14 protein-coding genes are annotated in these 15,112 nt (G+C 72.5%); 5 read left to right on the forward strand and 9 right to left on the reverse strand.

The window, feature by feature from the left end; genetic code table 11:
• Positions 1-5: 5 nt before the first annotated feature.
• Genes IEZ03_RS07475 through IEZ03_RS07485 form a run of 3 tightly spaced genes read right to left on the reverse strand, consistent with a single transcriptional unit; the run spans position 6 to position 2,505 of the window.
• Positions 6-848: an amino acid ABC transporter ATP-binding protein gene (locus IEZ03_RS07475; RefSeq protein ID WP_184886527.1), complete on the reverse strand. Its 843-nt coding sequence runs from the start codon at positions 846-848 to the stop codon at positions 6-8.
• A complete protein-coding gene (locus IEZ03_RS07480; RefSeq protein ID WP_229808106.1) occupies positions 845-1,723 on the reverse strand; it encodes an amino acid ABC transporter permease in 879 nt (292 codons plus the stop codon). The genes IEZ03_RS07475 and IEZ03_RS07480 overlap by 4 nt, the downstream gene beginning before the upstream one ends.
• On the reverse strand, positions 1,684-2,505 hold the full coding sequence (locus IEZ03_RS07485) for a transporter substrate-binding domain-containing protein (RefSeq protein WP_229808107.1): 822 nt from the start codon (positions 2,503-2,505) through the stop codon (positions 1,684-1,686). The genes IEZ03_RS07480 and IEZ03_RS07485 overlap by 40 nt, the downstream gene beginning before the upstream one ends.
• A gap of 194 nt (positions 2,506-2,699) precedes the next feature.
• Here IEZ03_RS07485 and IEZ03_RS07490 point away from each other — a divergent pair, with 194 nt between their 5' ends.
• Both IEZ03_RS07490 and IEZ03_RS07495 read left to right on the forward strand, forming a co-directional pair.
• Positions 2,700-3,719: a terpene synthase family protein gene (locus IEZ03_RS07490; RefSeq protein WP_184886531.1), complete on the forward strand. Its 1,020-nt coding sequence runs from the start codon at positions 2,700-2,702 to the stop codon at positions 3,717-3,719.
• 79 nt (positions 3,720-3,798) lie between these two features.
• On the forward strand, positions 3,799-5,580 hold the full coding sequence (locus IEZ03_RS07495; RefSeq protein ID WP_184886533.1) for an NAD+ synthase: 1,782 nt from the start codon (positions 3,799-3,801) through the stop codon (positions 5,578-5,580).
• 156 nt (positions 5,581-5,736) lie between these two features.
• On the opposite strand, the gene IEZ03_RS07500 is transcribed toward IEZ03_RS07495, so the two are convergent.
• From IEZ03_RS07500 to IEZ03_RS07510, 3 genes are all read right to left on the reverse strand, one after another.
• Complete coding sequence (locus IEZ03_RS07500) at positions 5,737-7,854, reverse strand: SpoIIE family protein phosphatase (RefSeq protein ID WP_184886535.1); 2,118 nt, start codon at positions 7,852-7,854, stop codon at positions 5,737-5,739.
• Between the two features lie 134 nt (positions 7,855-7,988).
• Positions 7,989-8,582: a TetR/AcrR family transcriptional regulator gene (locus tag IEZ03_RS07505; protein ID WP_184886537.1), complete on the reverse strand. Its 594-nt coding sequence runs from the start codon at positions 8,580-8,582 to the stop codon at positions 7,989-7,991.
• Positions 8,583-8,586: 4 nt separating this feature from the next.
• The gene (locus IEZ03_RS07510) at positions 8,587-10,161 is read right to left on the reverse strand and encodes an MFS transporter (protein WP_184886539.1); all 1,575 of its coding nucleotides are present in this window, start codon (positions 10,159-10,161) and stop codon (positions 8,587-8,589) included.
• Positions 10,162-10,302: 141 nt separating this feature from the next.
• Here IEZ03_RS07510 and panB point away from each other — a divergent pair, with 141 nt between their 5' ends.
• Positions 10,303-11,154, forward strand: a complete 852-nt coding sequence (gene panB, locus IEZ03_RS07515) for a 3-methyl-2-oxobutanoate hydroxymethyltransferase (RefSeq protein WP_184886541.1) — start codon at positions 10,303-10,305, stop codon at positions 11,152-11,154.
• A 67-nt stretch (positions 11,155-11,221) separates the two neighbouring features.
• Here the strand turns inward: panB and IEZ03_RS07520 are convergent, their stop codons facing one another.
• Positions 11,222-12,277: a potassium channel family protein gene (locus IEZ03_RS07520; protein WP_184886543.1), complete on the reverse strand. Its 1,056-nt coding sequence runs from the start codon at positions 12,275-12,277 to the stop codon at positions 11,222-11,224.
• Between the two features lie 37 nt (positions 12,278-12,314).
• Entirely contained in the window at positions 12,315-13,007 is a 693-nt protein-coding gene (npdG, locus tag IEZ03_RS07525) for an NADPH-dependent F420 reductase (protein ID WP_184886545.1), read from the reverse strand.
• Positions 13,008-13,099: 92 nt separating this feature from the next.
• On the opposite strand from npdG, the gene IEZ03_RS07530 reads away from it, so the two are divergent.
• Complete coding sequence (locus IEZ03_RS07530; RefSeq protein WP_184886547.1) at positions 13,100-13,696, forward strand: hypothetical protein; 597 nt, start codon at positions 13,100-13,102, stop codon at positions 13,694-13,696.
• 84 nt (positions 13,697-13,780) lie between these two features.
• On the opposite strand, the gene IEZ03_RS07535 is transcribed toward IEZ03_RS07530, so the two are convergent.
• On the reverse strand, positions 13,781-13,960 hold the full coding sequence (locus tag IEZ03_RS07535) for a hypothetical protein (protein WP_132046215.1): 180 nt from the start codon (positions 13,958-13,960) through the stop codon (positions 13,781-13,783).
• A gap of 71 nt (positions 13,961-14,031) precedes the next feature.
• Between IEZ03_RS07535 and map the strand changes: the two genes are divergently transcribed.
• Positions 14,032-14,883 (forward strand): type I methionyl aminopeptidase, encoded by an 852-nt coding sequence (gene map, locus IEZ03_RS07540; RefSeq protein WP_184886549.1) that lies wholly within the window; start codon positions 14,032-14,034, stop codon positions 14,881-14,883.
• The last annotated feature ends 229 nt before the right edge of the window (positions 14,884-15,112 follow it).

Genomic DNA, 15,112 nt, shown 5'->3' on the forward strand with positions numbered 1-15,112 from the left:
CGACGTTACGCGTCCCGGTCCGCTGCACGGAACATATCCGACTCCGCCGCGTCCCCGATCCGCGCGGCCGCCGGATCGAGGACGCGCGACAGGAACGCGCGGGTCCGCGCGTGCGCGGGGTCGTCGATGACCCGCGACGGCGGGCCCTCTTCCACGATCACGCCGCCGTCCATGAACACCACCCGGTCGGCGACCTCGCGGGCGAAGCTCATCTCGTGGGTGACCACGAGCATCGTCATCCCCGCCTCCGCGAGTCCCCGCATGACGCCGAGGACGTCGCCGACGAGCTCGGGGTCGAGCGCGGACGTCGGCTCGTCGAACAGCATCACCTCGGGCCCCATCGCCAGCGCCCGGGCGATCGCCACGCGCTGCTGCTGCCCGCCGGACAGCTGCGCCGGATAGGAGCCGACCTTGTCGGCGAGCCCCACCCGCTCCAGCAGTTCCCGCGCGATCCGCTCGGCCTCCGGCCGCGCCCGCCGCAGCACCTTGCGCTGGGCGATCACGACGTTGCCGAGGGCGGTCAGGTGCGGGAAGAGGTTGAACGACTGGAACACCATGCCGATCCGGCGGCGGGCGGCGTCGATGTCGACCTCGGGGCCGGTGAGGTCCACGCCGGTGACGCGGACCGTCCCCGCGGTCGGCTCCTCCAGGAGGTTGACGCAGCGCAGCAGCGTCGACTTGCCAGACCCGGACGGGCCGATGACGCACACCACCTCCCCCGGCGCGACGTGGAAGTCCACGCCGCGAAGCACCTCGTTCGTCCCGAACGACTTGCGCAGCCCGCGGATCTCGACCGCGCTCCGGCCGGCCCGCCCCGCACCGGCCGCCGGCTCGCCTGCCCCCTTCATCGCTGCCCCCTGCGCTGCCGCGCCTCAAGCCGCCTGGCCAGCAGGCTCAGCGGAATCGTGATGATCAGATAGCAGATCCCGGCCACGATGATCGGGGTCGTGTTGCCCTGCTCGCCGGCGAGGTCGCGGCCGAACTTGGTGAGCTCCCGCTGCTCCAGCGTGATGCCGAGGAACAGCACGAGCGAGGAGTCCTTGCAGAGCAGCACGAGCTCGTTCGTCAGCGGCGGGATGATGATCCGGAACGCCTGCGGGATGACGATCGAGCGCATCGCCCGGGAGTGCGACATGCCGAGCGAGCGCGCCGCCTCCAGCTGCCCCTTGGGCACGGCCTCGATCCCGGCCCGGATCGTCTCGGCCATGTACGCGGTGGCGGCGAGGCCGAGGGCGAGCCCGGCCTGCCCCGCCGCGCCGCCGGGGATGTTCGCGCCGGGGAAGGCCAGCGGCACCCCCACGCCCACGAAGATGAAGATCAGCAGCAGCGGGAGGCCGCGGAAGACCTCGATGTAGGCGGTGGCGAACCACCGGTACGGGGGCACCGACGACAGCCGCATCAGCGCGACGAGGAGGCCGCCGCCGAGCCCGAGGCCGAACCCGACCGCGGTGTAGACGGCGGTGTTGCGGAGCCCGACCGTGATGACGTCGGGGAACAGGCTCCGGGCGACGTCCCAGTTGGCGAAGTTCAGCCGCAGCGTCTCCCAGTCGGCGAGCACGGCGACCAGCACGACTGCGGCGGCGAACAGGCCGTACTGGCCGCCGAGGGAGAGCTGCCGGCGGCGCCGGCGGGTCAGCCCGCCCGGCGCCGCCCCGACCTCGGCGGCCTCGGCGGACTTCGCCGTCACGACCCGCCGCCGGCGGCCGGCATCGGCCCGATCCACTTCTCGTAGATCCTGCGGTAGGTGCCGTCCGCCTTCGCCTGCGCGATCACCTCATTGGTGATCTTGACGAGCTCGGGGTTGTGGCCCTTGCGCATCCACATCCCGTACTGCTCGCCGGTGTTCAGGTTCGCGACGATCTCGAACTCCGCGTTCGCCGGGTCCTTCAGCCAGCCCTTGACGACCGGGTCGTCCTGGACGATCACGTCCACCTGGCCGGTGCGCAGCCCGTTCAGCTCGGCGTTGGAGTTGTCGAACGAGCGGGGGTCGAAGCCCTTGTCCTTGACGAAGTCCTCGCCGGTGGTGCCCGCCTGCGAGCCGAGATCGAGCTTCTTGGCCTTGACGTCGTCCAGCGACGCGACGCCGCTGCCCTTCTTCGCCATCAGCGACTGGGTGGCGTCGAAGTAGGGGTCGGAGACGTCCATGAACTTCACGCGTTCGGGCTTGATCGTCATGCCGCCCATCTGGATGTCGCACTTGCCGGCGTTCAGCGCCGAGCCCGTCCGCATCGTCTCGAACGGCGTGTCGACGACCTTCTGGGCGACGCCGAGCCGCTCCGCGACGAGATCGATGATGTCGACGTCGAAACCGACGACCTTGCCGGTCTCCTTGTCCTCGGACTGGAACGGCGGGTACGGGAGGTGCGTGCACGAGGTCAGCGCGCCCTCCTCGATGAGCTTCACACCCTGCACGGTGGCGCCCTTCTCGCCGCCGCACGCCGGCGCGGCCAGCGCCAGGGCGGCGAGTCCCGCGGCCAGTGCCCAACGCTTCTGCGGTCCGGACACGATTCCTCCTGGGGGGAGCAGGTTCCTGATCATCGAACTATCCCACTTTTCCGATCTGCCAACTATTCCTCTCCAGCCCCCGCGGGCGGCGGCGCGGCGATCCCGCCCGTGATCATGCCCACCGCGCCGTTTCCCGAAAATTGACGTGGCGATCATGCAGCCCGTACCGAGTGATCATTAGCGTGAGGAGGGTCGTGGACATCTCTCTTCTCTTCTCGATGAGCGACCGGGTGCCCGCGCTGGCGACGCCGTCGGCGATGCACCCGGAGTCGTGGCAGCTGCGCGCGCAGGTGGAGGCCTGGGCACGCGGCCGGGGACTGGTGCTCGGAGATCCGGACACCTCGCCGCTCGGCCGGGCCCGCTGCGAGCGGCTCGCCGCGCGGGTCTTCCCCGCCGCCGACGCGGACTCGGTGGACCTGTTCGCACGCTGGCTCACCTGGACGCTCGCGCTGGACGACACGATGGACCACCCGCCGCTCTCCGACAGCGGCAGCGCCGTCCACGCCCTGTACGACGACCTGCTGCGCGCGATGCGGCGCGGCCACGCCAGGCCGGGGGCCCGGCCGCTGGAGGGCGCGCTGGTCGAGCTGTGGCACACGACGTCCAAGAGCATGAGCCGCGACTGGCGCCGCCGGTTCATGCTGCACCTGGAGGCGCACCGGGACGGGTGCGCGAAGGAGTCGGTCAACCGCCGCATCAGGCACGTCCCCACCGAGGCAGAGTACGCGCCGCTGCGCCGCCGGGCGTGCGGGCCGTTCCTGTACGACCTCATCGAGCCCGTGCTCGGCGTCGAACTGCCGGCGCGGCTGCTGCGGACGCCCCGCTGGAGCACGCTCGCGGACGGCGTCGCGGACGTCGTGGCCTGGTCCAACGACCTCGCCTCGCACGACCTGGAGGCGGCCCGCGGCGACGCGCACGACATGCCCGCCGTCCTCGCCCGCGCGCGGGGGCTGGACGCCGAGCAGGCGGCCGCCGCGGTCGCGGACCGGATCGCGGACCGGCTGGAGGAGGCGTGGACGGCGGCGCGCAGGCTGCCCGAGATGCTCGACCGGCTGGAGCTGACCGTCGCGCAGCGCTCCGCCGCGGCCCAGGTCGTGAAGGCCCTGCTGGCCACGCCGCGCGCCCACCTGGACTGGCTGGCCGAGTCGGGCCGCTACGCGCCGGCGGCGGACCCCGCCCCGCCGCGCCTGGACGCCCTCGCCTCGCTCCGGTGATCATCCAACCGCCGCGCGCGCCCGGAATGCACTTTTCGTCACAATGACGAAACAAGATCAGGAGATTTATCCTGGGGGCGTGGCTCAACTCCGGATCGCGCTCGCGCAGGTGAACTCGGCCGTCGGTGACCTCGACGGCAACGCCGACAAGATCGTCGACTGGGTCCGGCGCGCCGCCGACGCGGACGCCCACCTGGTCGCCTTCCCCGAGATGATGCTGACCGGATACCCGGTGGAGGACCTCGCGCTGCGCGCGTCCTTCGTCGAGGCGTCCCGGCGCGCCCTCGTGCGCCTCGCCCGCAGGCTCGCCGACGAGGGCCTCGGCGACCTCCCCGTCGTCACCGGCTACCTCGACCGGCGGCCGGTGGAGCTCGTCCGGCCCGGGCAGCCCGCCGGGGCGCCGCTCGACGGCGCCGCGTGGCTGCACGGCGGCGAGGTCCTGGTGCGGTCGGCCAAGCACCACCTGCCCAACTACGGCGTGTTCGACGAGTACCGGATCTTCGTGCGGGGCGACCGGCTGCCCGTCGTCCGCGTGCACGGCGTCGACGTCGCGACCGTCGTCTGCGAGGACCTCTGGCAGGACGGCGGGCCCGTCAGCGTCACCGGCGTGTCAGGGGCGGGGCTGCTCCTCGCCGTGAACGCCTCCCCGTACGAGCGCGACAAGGACGACGTCCGCCTCGACCTGTGCGCCCGCCGCGCCCGCGAGGCCGGCTGCGCCCTCGCCTACGTCAACCTGGTCGGCGGCCAGGACGAGCTGGTCTTCGACGGCGACTCCGTCGTCGTCGGCGCCGACGGCACGCCCCTCGCCCGCGCCCCCCGCTTCGTCGAGCACCTCCTCATCACCGACCTCGCGCTCCCCGCCGCCGGCGCGGAACCGCCCCGCGGCCCCGTGGACGCGCTGGACGGCACCACGATCACCATCGACCGGCACGTCGTGTCGCCCGACCCCCTGCCCGCCTACCCGGTCGCGCCGCAGACCGTCGCCGAGCCGCTGGACGACCTCGCCGAGGTGTACGCGGCGCTCGTCCTCGGCACCCGCGACTACGTCCGCAAGAACGGGTTCCGCTCGGTCGTCCTCGGCCTGTCCGGCGGCATCGACTCGGCCCTCGTCGCCACCATCGCGTCCGACGCCATCGGCCCCGAGAACGTGCACGCGATCCTGCTGCCGAGCCGCCACTCCTCCGAGGGCTCCGTCGTCGACGCCGAGGACCTCGTCAAACGGCAGGGCGTCAACTCCCGCATCGTCCCCATCGCGGGCATGGTCGAGGCGTTCGAGGAGCAGCTCGAACTGACCGGCCTCGCCGCCGAGAACCTCCAGGCCCGCATCCGCGCCAACGTATGGATGGGCCTGTCGAACGAGCACGGCCACCTCGTCCTCACCGGCGGCAACAAGAGCGAGCTCGCCACGGGCTACTCCACCCTCTACGGCGACTCCGCGGGCGGCTTCGCCCCCATCAAGGACGTCTTCAAGCTCACCGTGTGGGAACTCGCCCGCTGGCGCAACGCGCAGACCGGCTCCGACCTCCCGTTCCTGCACCCCTTCGCCGAGGAGCCCATCCCCGAGGCGATCATCGAGAAGGAGCCGTCCGCCGAACTGCGCCCAGGCCAGCGCGACAGCGACAGCCTGCCGCCGTACGACGAACTGGACCCCCTCCTGACCGACTACGTCGAACGCGACATGGGCCGAGAGTCCCTGATCACCGCCGGCCACGCCCCGGCCCTGGTCGACCGCGTGATCCGCCTGGTCGACATAGCCGAGTACAAGCGCCGCCAGTACCCTCCCGGCCCCAAGATCACCCCCAAGAACTTCGGCCGAGACCGCCGCCTCCCCATAACCAACCTCTGGCGAGAGCAGAGCTAGCCCTGCTTCCGCACATCGGGGGCAATGGAGTCGAAGCCGCGGGTGCGGGCCTGCCTGAATGATCACCTCACGGGTCGTGCGGCCGGAGGTCGTGCTGCGACCGCAGGTCGCACGACCCGCCGCACGGCGGGGGTTCCAGGGGGTCGCCCCCCTGGGCTACTCGCGATGGTGGTTTTCGCCGGGCCAGGTTTCGCCGGGCCAGCCGGAGACCTGTTCGGAGGCGTCGGGGTCGATGCCGGGGACGATCTGCTCGCACCAGACGACCTTGCCGGCCGCGGTGCGGCGGGTGCCCCAGCGGTGGGCGAGCTGGCTGACGACGAGGAGGCCGCGGCCGTTCTCGTCGTCGTCCTCGGCGCGGCGCAGGCGGGGCAGGGCGGCGGACCGGTCCAGGACCTCGCAGACGAGGGTGCGTTCCAGCAGCAGGCGCAGCTCGATCGGGCCGGGCGCGTAGCGGAGCGCGTTGGTGATCAGCTCGGAGGCGAGCAGCTCGGTGGTGTAGTCCAGCTCTTCCAGACCCCATTCCGCCAGCCGGGTGCGGACGAGGCCGCGGGCGCGGCGGACGGCGGCCGGGTCGGCGGGCAGCGTCCAGGAGGCGTAGCAATCCTCGGGGAGGCGGCGCAGGCGGGCGATCAGGACGGCGATGTCGTCGCGGTGCTGGTCGGCGTACACGCCGGCGAGGGTGGCCTTGGCGAGGTCCTCCATCGGGCGGTCGGCGGAGTCGGGGCCGAAGATCCGCTGCAGGCGGGCGAGGCCGTCGTCGATGTCGCGGCCGCGGTTCTCGACGAGGCCGTCGGTGTAGATGACGAAGAGGCTGCCGTCCTCGACGGTGAACTCGCGGCTCTCGATGGCGGCGCCGCCGGCGACGCCGAGCGGCGGGGCCGGCGGGACCTGCAGGTACTCGCCGGCGCCGCCCGGGCTGGACAGCAGCGGCGGCAGGTGCCCGGCGGACGCTATCTCGATGGTGCCGGTCGTCGCGTCGTACACGGCGTACACGCAGGTGGCGAAGTGCGGTTCCTGCTCGCCCAGCTCGATCATCAGCTCGTGCATGACGTGCAGCGCGTCGGCGGGCGGCAGTTCGAGGTTGGCGAGCGTGTGCAGCGCGGTGCGGAGCCGGCCCATCGTGACGGCGGCGCGCACCCCGTGCCCGGCGACGTCGCCGACGATGAGGGCGACGCGGGCGCCGGGCAGCGCGATCGACTCGTACCAGTCGCCGCCGACCTCGACGAGCTTGCTGCCGGGCAGGTAGCGGTGCCTCACCTCGACCGAGGAGGGCGCCGACAGCCGGTTCGGCAGCAGGCTGCGCTGGAGGGCGAGCGCGGTGGCGCGCTCGCGGCTGAACAGCCGGGCGTTGTCGATGACGATCGCGGCGCGGGCGGCGAACTCCATGCCGATCTCGACGTCGTAGGCGTCGAACTTGCGGAAGCCCGGGACGCGGGTGCAGGCGATGAATCCGAGGAGGGTGTCGCGGGCGATCATCGGCAGCAGCACCATCGACACGTCCGACAGCAGCTCGCCCGCGGGGCCGCGCCGCCACCGCCGGGCGATCTCGGACGCGGCGTCCACGCTGACGTGCGCCAGGTGGACGGGCCGGGCCGTCTCCATGACCTGCCGGTACGGGGTGCCCTCGGGGAACACGAGGACCTCGCCGACGGGGAAGGTGGCCGGCCATGCGGGGTTGCCGTCGTCGGAGGTGACGGCGATGCGGCGGAGCACTGCCGAGCCGGACTCGCTGTGCACCTCGTCGGCGGCGACCAGGCTCTCCAGCACCAGCACCGAGGCGGCGTTGCAGTAGTGCGGGACGACGACCTCGACGAGGCCGCGGGCGGACTGGTCGAGGTCGAGGGACGCGCCGAACCGGGTGACCTGGTCGTCCATCAGCGCGCGGCGCATGAGGGCCGGGTCCTGGTAGCGCTCGCTGGGCGGCAGCGCGACCCGCACGTACAGCAGGACCGCGGGCGCCGCGCCCGTGTCGCCGCCGACCATCGGCTGCGCGGTCACGACGGCGTCGGCGGACGTGCCGTCGCCGCGCAGCACCGTCATCACGCCGTTGCGCTCGTGCCCGACGTCGTTGGTCTCGAGCAGGGTCTCGAGGTCGGCTTTGGCCTCCTCCCCCACCAGGTCGGTGGCGGGGCGGCCGATGAGCTCCTCCGGGGCGCGCCCGAGGACGGCCCGCGCGTTGGGCCCGCACTGCACGATCCGCCGGGAACCGTCGATGCCCAGGACAAGGGTCCGGGACGCGGAATCGGTGGCGGGCGCATCGCCACGCGGCGCCATCACTGATCTCACCTGACGCGCTCCAGACAGCCGGTCGTCTACGCAACTACCCAGCGACAGTATGGGGCATGACAGCGTTTCGATGGGAGAAGATCACGCTTACCAGGCCGAAAACCATTCTGGATTTCCCGGAATCAGTCCCGCGCGCTGCCGATTCCCTTCACCAGCGCGTCGACGACGGCCTCCGCGTAGCCCTCCGGAAATGTCTCCCGCGGCCTCCGCGGCGTGAGCGAGCCGACCAGCATCGACATCGCCACCTCGATGTCGAGGTCGGCCCGCAGCTCCCCGGTCGCGACGCCGCGCCGCAGCACGTCGCGGACGATCGCGCGCCGCGGCTCGATGATGTCCTTCTTGTAGCGGGCGTACAGCTCGGGGTACCGCCCCGCGCTGCCGAGGACGTTCCAGAAGCACTGCAGGTGACGGCGTCCCCGCTCGGCGGCCAGGGCGCGGGCGATCTCGGTGAGGTCCTCCCTGGCCGACGCGCCGGACGGCTCGGGCAGCGGGGCCTTCGCCGCGCCGAGCGCGTCCACGATCAGCGCCTCCTTGCTGGGCCAGCGGCGGTAGATGGTGCTCTTGCCGACGCCGGCGCGGGCGGCGACCGCCTCCATGGACACGCCCGCCACGCCGGACTCCCGGGCGAGGAGGTCGAGCGTCGCATCGAGGATCGCCTTGTCGGCCCGCTCGCTGCGCGGCCGTCCCGGCGCCCTGCCGGTCGTCGTCTCGCTCATGGCGTCAGACCCCCGCCTCCTCCCGCCGGCGCGGCGGCTCCTCCGCCGCCCCCGCGGGCTCGGGGACGGCCGCGGCGCGCCCCGGCATCCACTTGAGGACGACCATGGCCGCGGCGAACGCGATGACGGCGGCGGTCCCGGACGCGACGTGCATGGCGTGCACGAACGCGGCGTTGGCGGGTTCGAGGAGGTTCTGCCCGGCGGCGCCCATCTGGGCGGCTACGCCGTGCGCCCCCTCGATGGACTCACCGGCGGTCTCCCGCGCGCCGGGGGGCAGCGCGCCGAGGTCGCCGCCGAGGTCGCGGCGGTAGACGGAGGCGACGATCGAGCCGAGCACGGCGACGCCCATCGCGACCGCGACCTGGCGGGCGACGTTGTTGAGGGCCGATCCGGCGCCCGCCTTCTCGCGGGGCAGCGCGGACATGACCGACTCGGTGGCGGCCGGCATCACGTGGGCCATCCCGACGCCCTGCACGAAGAAGATCGCGCACAGGATCCACATCGGGGTGCCGGTGCCGAGGAGCTGGTAGCCGGCGAGCCCGCCGGCGACCAGCAGCAGCCCGCCGGTGCAGACGGCCTTGGCGCCGAAGCGGCGGACCATGCCGGCGCTGCGCGGGGAGAAGACGAGCTGGGCGACCGCGAACGGGACGACCATCGCGCCGGCCTCCATCGGGGACAGCCCGCGCACCGACTGCATGTAGAAGTTGGAGAAGAACAGCACGCCGGACGCGGCGAAGAAGCACAGCGCGATGGCGGCGACGGCGGCCGAGAGGCGCGGGTCCCGGAACAGCCGGACGTCGAAGGCCGGGGAGTCGCTGCGGGCCTCGTGCCAGACGAACAGCGCGAGCACGGCGAGCCCCGCGAAGATCGGGCCGAGCACCGAGGAGGCCGTCCAGTCCCCCGTCTCGCCGCCGCGGATGATGCCGTACGACAGGGAGACCAGGCCGATGACCGACAGGACGACGCCGACCGGGTCGAGCCGCCCGGGGTCGGGGTTGCGCGACTCGGGGACGAGGAACACCATCAGCGCGATGGCGGCGGTGATGACCGGCACATTGATCAGGAAGACCGAGCCCCACCAGAAGTGCGCGAGCAGCAGGCCGCCGGTGAGCGGGCCGATGGCGACGGCGAGGCCGACCGCGCCCGCCCAGATGCCGATGGCGCGGCCGCGCTCGTGCGGCTCGAAGACGTTGGTGATGATCGACAGCGTCTGCGGCATGACCGCGGCGCCGCCGAGCCCCATCAGGGCGCGCGCGTAGATGAGCTGGTCCGGGGACTGCGCGTAGGCCGACAGCAGGGAGGCGAGCGCGAACACCGCGAGGCCGCCGACCAGCACCCGCTTGCGTCCGATCCGGTCGCCGACGACGCCGAAGGTGAACAGCAGGCCGGCGAAGACCAGCGTGTAGGAGTTGATCGACCACTCCAGCTCGCTCTGCGTCGCGCCGAGGCCCTGGTGCGGGTCCGCGATGGTCTTCAGCGCGACGTTGAGGATGGTGTTGTCGAGCACGACCACGAGCAGGCTCATGGTCAGCACGCCGAGGATGGCCCACCTGCGGCGCTGGATCGTGGGGGAGTCCATGTCGATACGCAACGGTACCGTTTCGGAATTCATTCCCGGAACTTCGGGGAATGCCGGGGACTACCCGAATCGTTTTCGAAGTGGCACGATCGGTTCCGTCTGGGTACGCCACCGTGGCGCCTCAAGACCGGAGGTTCTCGCATGTCTTCTTCTGCCGCACCCTCAGCGCAGCCGGCCGCACTCTACGGCGGTACGGGCGGGCGGAGGGTCACCGTACGCGACATCGCCGCCGCCAAGGAGCGGCACGAGAAGTGGCCGATGCTCACGGCCTACGACGCGCTCACCGCGCGGATCTTCGACGAGGCCGGCATCCCCGTGCTGCTCGTCGGCGACTCCGCCGCGATGGTCGTGTACGGCTACGACTCGACCATCCCGGTGACCGTGGACGACCTGGTCCCGCTGACGGCGGCCGTCGTCCGCGGCTCCAAGCGCGCCATGGTCGTCGCCGACCTGCCGTTCGGCTCCTACCAGACGGGCGTGCCCGAGGCGCTGACGGCCGCCACCCGGTTCCTCAAGGAGACCGGCGCGCACGCCGTCAAGCTGGAGGGCGGCCGCCGGATCCTCCCGCAGGTCGAGGCGATGGTGGCCGCCGGCATCCCGGTGATGGGCCACCTCGGCCTCACCCCCCAGTCGGTGAACGTCTTCGGCGGGTACCGGGTGCAGGGGCGCGGGCAGGACGGCGACGAGCTGATGGCCGACGCCAAGGCCCTCGAAGCCGCCGGGGCGTTCTCGGTCGTCCTCGAATGCGTCCCCGAGGACCTCGCGGCCCGCGTCACCTCGTCCCTGTCCATCCCGACGATCGGCATCGGCGGCGGCAACCAGACCGACGCGCAGGTCCTCGTCTGGCAGGACATGGCCGGGCTCACCCCGCGCACCGCGAAGTTCGTCAAGAAGTTCGCCGACATGAACGGCCTGCTCGGCGACGCCGCGCGCAGTTACGCGGAGGAGGTCGTGAACGGCACCTACCCGGCGCCGGAGCACTCCTACCACTAGACCCCCGACACGGGTCGCAGGGGGCCGGTCCCGCGCGGGGCCGGCCCTTTCGCCTGCTCGGAGGCCGCTACGCGGTCGCGGGATCGGCGGCGGACGCCCCGGCCCGCCGCTTCGAGCGGACGATGATCAGCCGGTCGCCGGCCGCGAGGGACGCGCACGCGGCGTGGTCGAACGGCAGCAGCCGGCCGTCCCGCACCACCGCGAGCACGGGCTCCAGCACCGCCCCGAGCGGACCGCCGACCTCGTCCGGGCCCACCTCGCGCTCCGCCAGGTCAAGGCCGCTGCCCTGGTCGAGGAGGTCCTCGATGACCTGCCCGACGTTCGGCTGGCTGGTGGTCACCCCGAGCAGCCGCCCGGCCGCCTCCGAGGACGTGACCACGTGGTCGGCGCCGGACTGCCGCAGCAGCGGGACGTTCTCCGACTCCCGCACCGACGCCTGGATCCCGGCGTGCGGGTTGAGCTGCCGCGCCGTGAGCGTGACCAGGACCGCCGTGTCGTCGCGGGCGCTGGCCACCACGACCTCCCGCGCCCGGTGGACGGCCGCCTGCCGGAGCACCGAGCTGCGGGTGGCGTCCCCGACGACGCCGACGAAGCCCGCCTCCGCCGCCTCGGCGACCACGCGCGGGTCGGGGTCCACGACGACGATCGACTCGCGGCTCACCCCGGTGCTGAGCAGGGTCTTGATGGCGCTGCGGCCCTTGGTGCCGTAGCCGGCCACCACGATGTGGTCGCGCACGCGTGTCCTCCAGCGGGCCTTGCGCCAGTCGTCACGGGTCCGTTCCGCCAGCACCTCGAGGGTGGTGCCGACGAGGACGATGAGGAACAGTACCCGCACGGGCGTGATGAAGACGATGTTGACCAGCCGGGCGCCGTCGCTGACGGGCGTGATGTCGCCGTACCCGGTCGTCGAGATGGTGACCGAGGCGTAGTAGAAGGCGTCGAGCAGCGACACCGTCCCGTCCCCGCCGTCGCGGTAGCCGCCGCGGTCGGCGTACACGACCGCGACCACGGCGAAGAGCAGCACCACGGCGAGGACGATCCGCTGGGCGACCGCGCGCAGCGGTCCCGTCCTGGCCGAGGGCAGCAGGACGAGCGGTCCCTGCACCGCTTCCGGATCCCTCACGTTCGGCACCGTACCGGTACGGCCGGCCGGCCGGAGATCAAACGTCGGTGATCCGGAGCCCGGCGTGCGCCTTGTAGCGGCGGTTCATCGAGATGAGGTTGGCGGTGAACGCCTCGATCTGCCGGGCGTTGTGCAGCCGGCCGCCGTAGACGCCGCGCATCCCGGGGATCCGGCCGGCGAGGGCCTGGACGAGGTCGGTCGCCTCTCGGTCGTTGCCGAGGACGAGCACGTCCAGCTCCATCTCGCCGACCTCGGGGTCGAGCAGCAGCTTCGCCGACACGTGGTGGAAGGCGGCGACGACGCGGCTGCCGGTCAGGACGGCGGCGGCCTGCTCGGCGGCGCTGCCCTCCTCGACGGGCAGCGCGAAGGCGCCCTTGCCCTTCTCGAAGCCGAGCGGGTTCACGCAATCGACGACGATCTTGCCGTCCAGCTCGGCGCGCAGCGACTCAAGGGTGGCCTTGTGGCCCTCCCACGGCACCGCGATGATCACAACGTCGGACTCCCTCGCGGCGACCGCGTTCTCCGCACCGGACACCGAGAGGTCCGCGCCGAGGTCCTCGGCGGCCTCCCGGGCGCGCTCGGCCTTCCGCGACCCGATCGTCACCCGGTGCCCGGCGAGCGCGAACCGGCGCGCGAGGCCCTTGCCCTGGTCCCCGGTGCCGCCGAGGATGCCGATCGACAGGCCGCCGGCGTCCGGAAGGTCATAGGGCGTCTTCTGCTGCTCAGTCATGCGGCCGAGTCTGCCAGGCGGCGTCGCGGCCGCCGCCTCCCGGGTTCCCACATCGCGGAACCGCCCTGTCCAGGGCGTTCCGTTGCGGCACCATGGTCCCCGTGGACGCCGAGCAGATCAGCATGTTGCGCGAGGTCCTGTCGGCCACGGGCTGGCTGGAGCGGACGCAGGAGTTCGGCCGCGCGCTGCGGGTCACGTCCCGGACCCCGGGAGGGCTGCTGCTCGTCGGCACGCCCGGCGACGACCCGTGGCACCTGGCGGCCCACCTCGACGACGAGAGCCGCCTCGGCGACGTCCCCGGCCTTGCCCCGACGCTGGTCCGGTGGCGGCCGCCGGCGGACGCGCCGCCCCATCTGCGGGTCGGGCTGGAGCGGCTCGAAGCGGCCCGGCGCGGCGAGACGCTGTTCGTGGTCGCCGAGGACGACGCGCCCGTCCCGCTCCTGGAGCGGGTGGACGACGCGCGCCGCACCGGCGCGACCGTCCTCGCCCTGGAGGGCGGCGACCGGGAGCTGCGGGGCCTCGCCCACGAGTCGCTGACCGTCCCGCCGCGGGAGGCCCTCCTGTCGTTCGACGGCGCCCAGCACCTGGTCAGCGCGGCGGCCGGCCAGGAGCCCGCGAGGAGTCCCCGCGGGCTCCGGCGCCGCCTCGCCAGGCTCCTCGACACGGTCGCGGGGCCCGTGGTCGATTAGCCCGTGGTCGATTAGCCCGTGGTCGAATAGCCCGTGGTCGAATAGCCCGTGGTCGATTGGCCCGGGTCGGCTAGCCCGTGACGGCTAGTCGTCGCCGTTGTCCCGGCGCCACGCCTCGTTGCGCTCGCGCGCCAGGGCGAGGGCGCCCGCCGCGGCGCTCTCGGACTCGTAGGGGCCCATCCGGTCCTTGTCGGGGCATCCCGGCCCGTGCTCGACCTTCATGTGCTTCAGGCAGAACCACCAGTCACCGCCGTCACCGGCCATCGGCGCTCCTTTCGATCGTGCGCTCGGCACGGGATTCGTTGCCGCGATCCCGCTGACTACACTCCATCACTATGACGACCCAGCTACTCCGGCCCGGACGCGTTTCGCCCATGCGCAAGGTCCCGTCGAGCATTCCGCGTCCGGAGTACGTGGGGAAGAAGCGCCCGAAGACCGGTGAGCCCGACGTCAAGTCACCCGAGATCATCGAGCGGATGCGGGTGGCCGGGAAGATCGCCGCGCAGGCGCTCCAGGAGGTCGGTGCGAACGTCCGGCCGGGCATCACGACCGACGAGCTGGACGCGATCGGGCACGAGTTCCTGCTCGACCACGGCGCCTACCCGTCCACGCTCGGCTACCGCGGCTTCCCCAAGTCGCTGTGCACCTCGATCAACGAGGTGATCTGCCACGGCATCCCGGACGACACCGTCCTGCGCGACGGCGACATCATCAACATCGACATCACCGCGTTCATCGACGGCGTCCACGGCGACACCGACGCGACGTTCCTCTGCGGCGACGTCGACGAGGAGTCGCGGCTGCTGGTGGAGCGCACCCGGGAGGCGGCCATGCGGGGCATCCGCGCGGTCAAGCCGGGCCGGGCGCTGAACGTGATCGGGCGGGTCATCGAGTCCTACGCCAAGCGGTTCGGGTACGGGGTCGTGCGCGACTTCACCGGCCACGGGATCGGCACGACGTTCCACTCCGGGCTGGTCGTCCCCCACTACGACGACCCGTCCGCCACCACGCTCATCGAGCCGGGGATGACGTTCACGGTCGAGCCGATGCTGACGCTCGGCACCCACGACTACGACATCTGGAAGGACGGCTGGACCGTCGTCACCAAGGACCGCAAGCGCACGGCCCAGTTCGAGCACACGCTGCTGGTGACCGAGGACGGCCACGAAATCCTCACCCTCCCGTGACAGAGCCCTTGATCTAGAGTCCGATTCGCCCCACATCCGGCCGGGAGACTCTCTAGAGATGAACGCCCCAGCGCCGTACGAGCCGCGGGTTCCGTCCGACAGCATGCCCCCGGGGCGCGCGGCGCTGAGCGTCACGTGGGCGGCGCTGCCGTTCCTGACCCTCGGCTACGCCACGCCCTTCACGTTCGCGGCGGCGGCGCTGTGGCGGCGCAGCGTGCACCTGATGGTG

It is taken from the genome of Actinomadura livida, from assembly GCF_014648675.1.
Classification (GTDB): domain Bacteria; phylum Actinomycetota; class Actinomycetes; order Streptosporangiales; family Streptosporangiaceae; genus Spirillospora; species Spirillospora livida.

What these genes read in the sequence shown, in the direction of transcription:
- IEZ03_RS07475 (WP_184886527.1), bottom strand. Translation starts at nt 848, where the DNA reads ATGAAGGGGGCAGGCGAGCCGGCGGCCGGTGCGGGGCGGGCCGGCCGG.
- IEZ03_RS07500 (WP_184886535.1), bottom strand. Translation starts at nt 7,854, where the DNA reads ATGGCGCCGCGTGGCGATGCGCCCGCCACCGATTCCGCGTCCCGGACC.
- IEZ03_RS07505 (WP_184886537.1), bottom strand. Translation starts at nt 8,582, where the DNA reads ATGAGCGAGACGACGACCGGCAGGGCGCCGGGACGGCCGCGCAGCGAG.
- IEZ03_RS07510 (WP_184886539.1), bottom strand. Translation starts at nt 10,161, where the DNA reads ATGGACTCCCCCACGATCCAGCGCCGCAGGTGGGCCATCCTCGGCGTG.
- panB (WP_184886541.1), top strand. Translation starts at nt 10,303, where the DNA reads ATGTCTTCTTCTGCCGCACCCTCAGCGCAGCCGGCCGCACTCTACGGC.
- npdG (WP_184886545.1), bottom strand. Translation starts at nt 13,007, where the DNA reads ATGACTGAGCAGCAGAAGACGCCCTATGACCTTCCGGACGCCGGCGGC.
- IEZ03_RS07530 (WP_184886547.1), top strand. Translation starts at nt 13,100, where the DNA reads ATGGTCCCCGTGGACGCCGAGCAGATCAGCATGTTGCGCGAGGTCCTG.
- IEZ03_RS07535 (WP_132046215.1), bottom strand. Translation starts at nt 13,960, where the DNA reads ATGGCCGGTGACGGCGGTGACTGGTGGTTCTGCCTGAAGCACATGAAG.
- map (WP_184886549.1), top strand. Translation starts at nt 14,032, where the DNA reads ATGACGACCCAGCTACTCCGGCCCGGACGCGTTTCGCCCATGCGCAAG.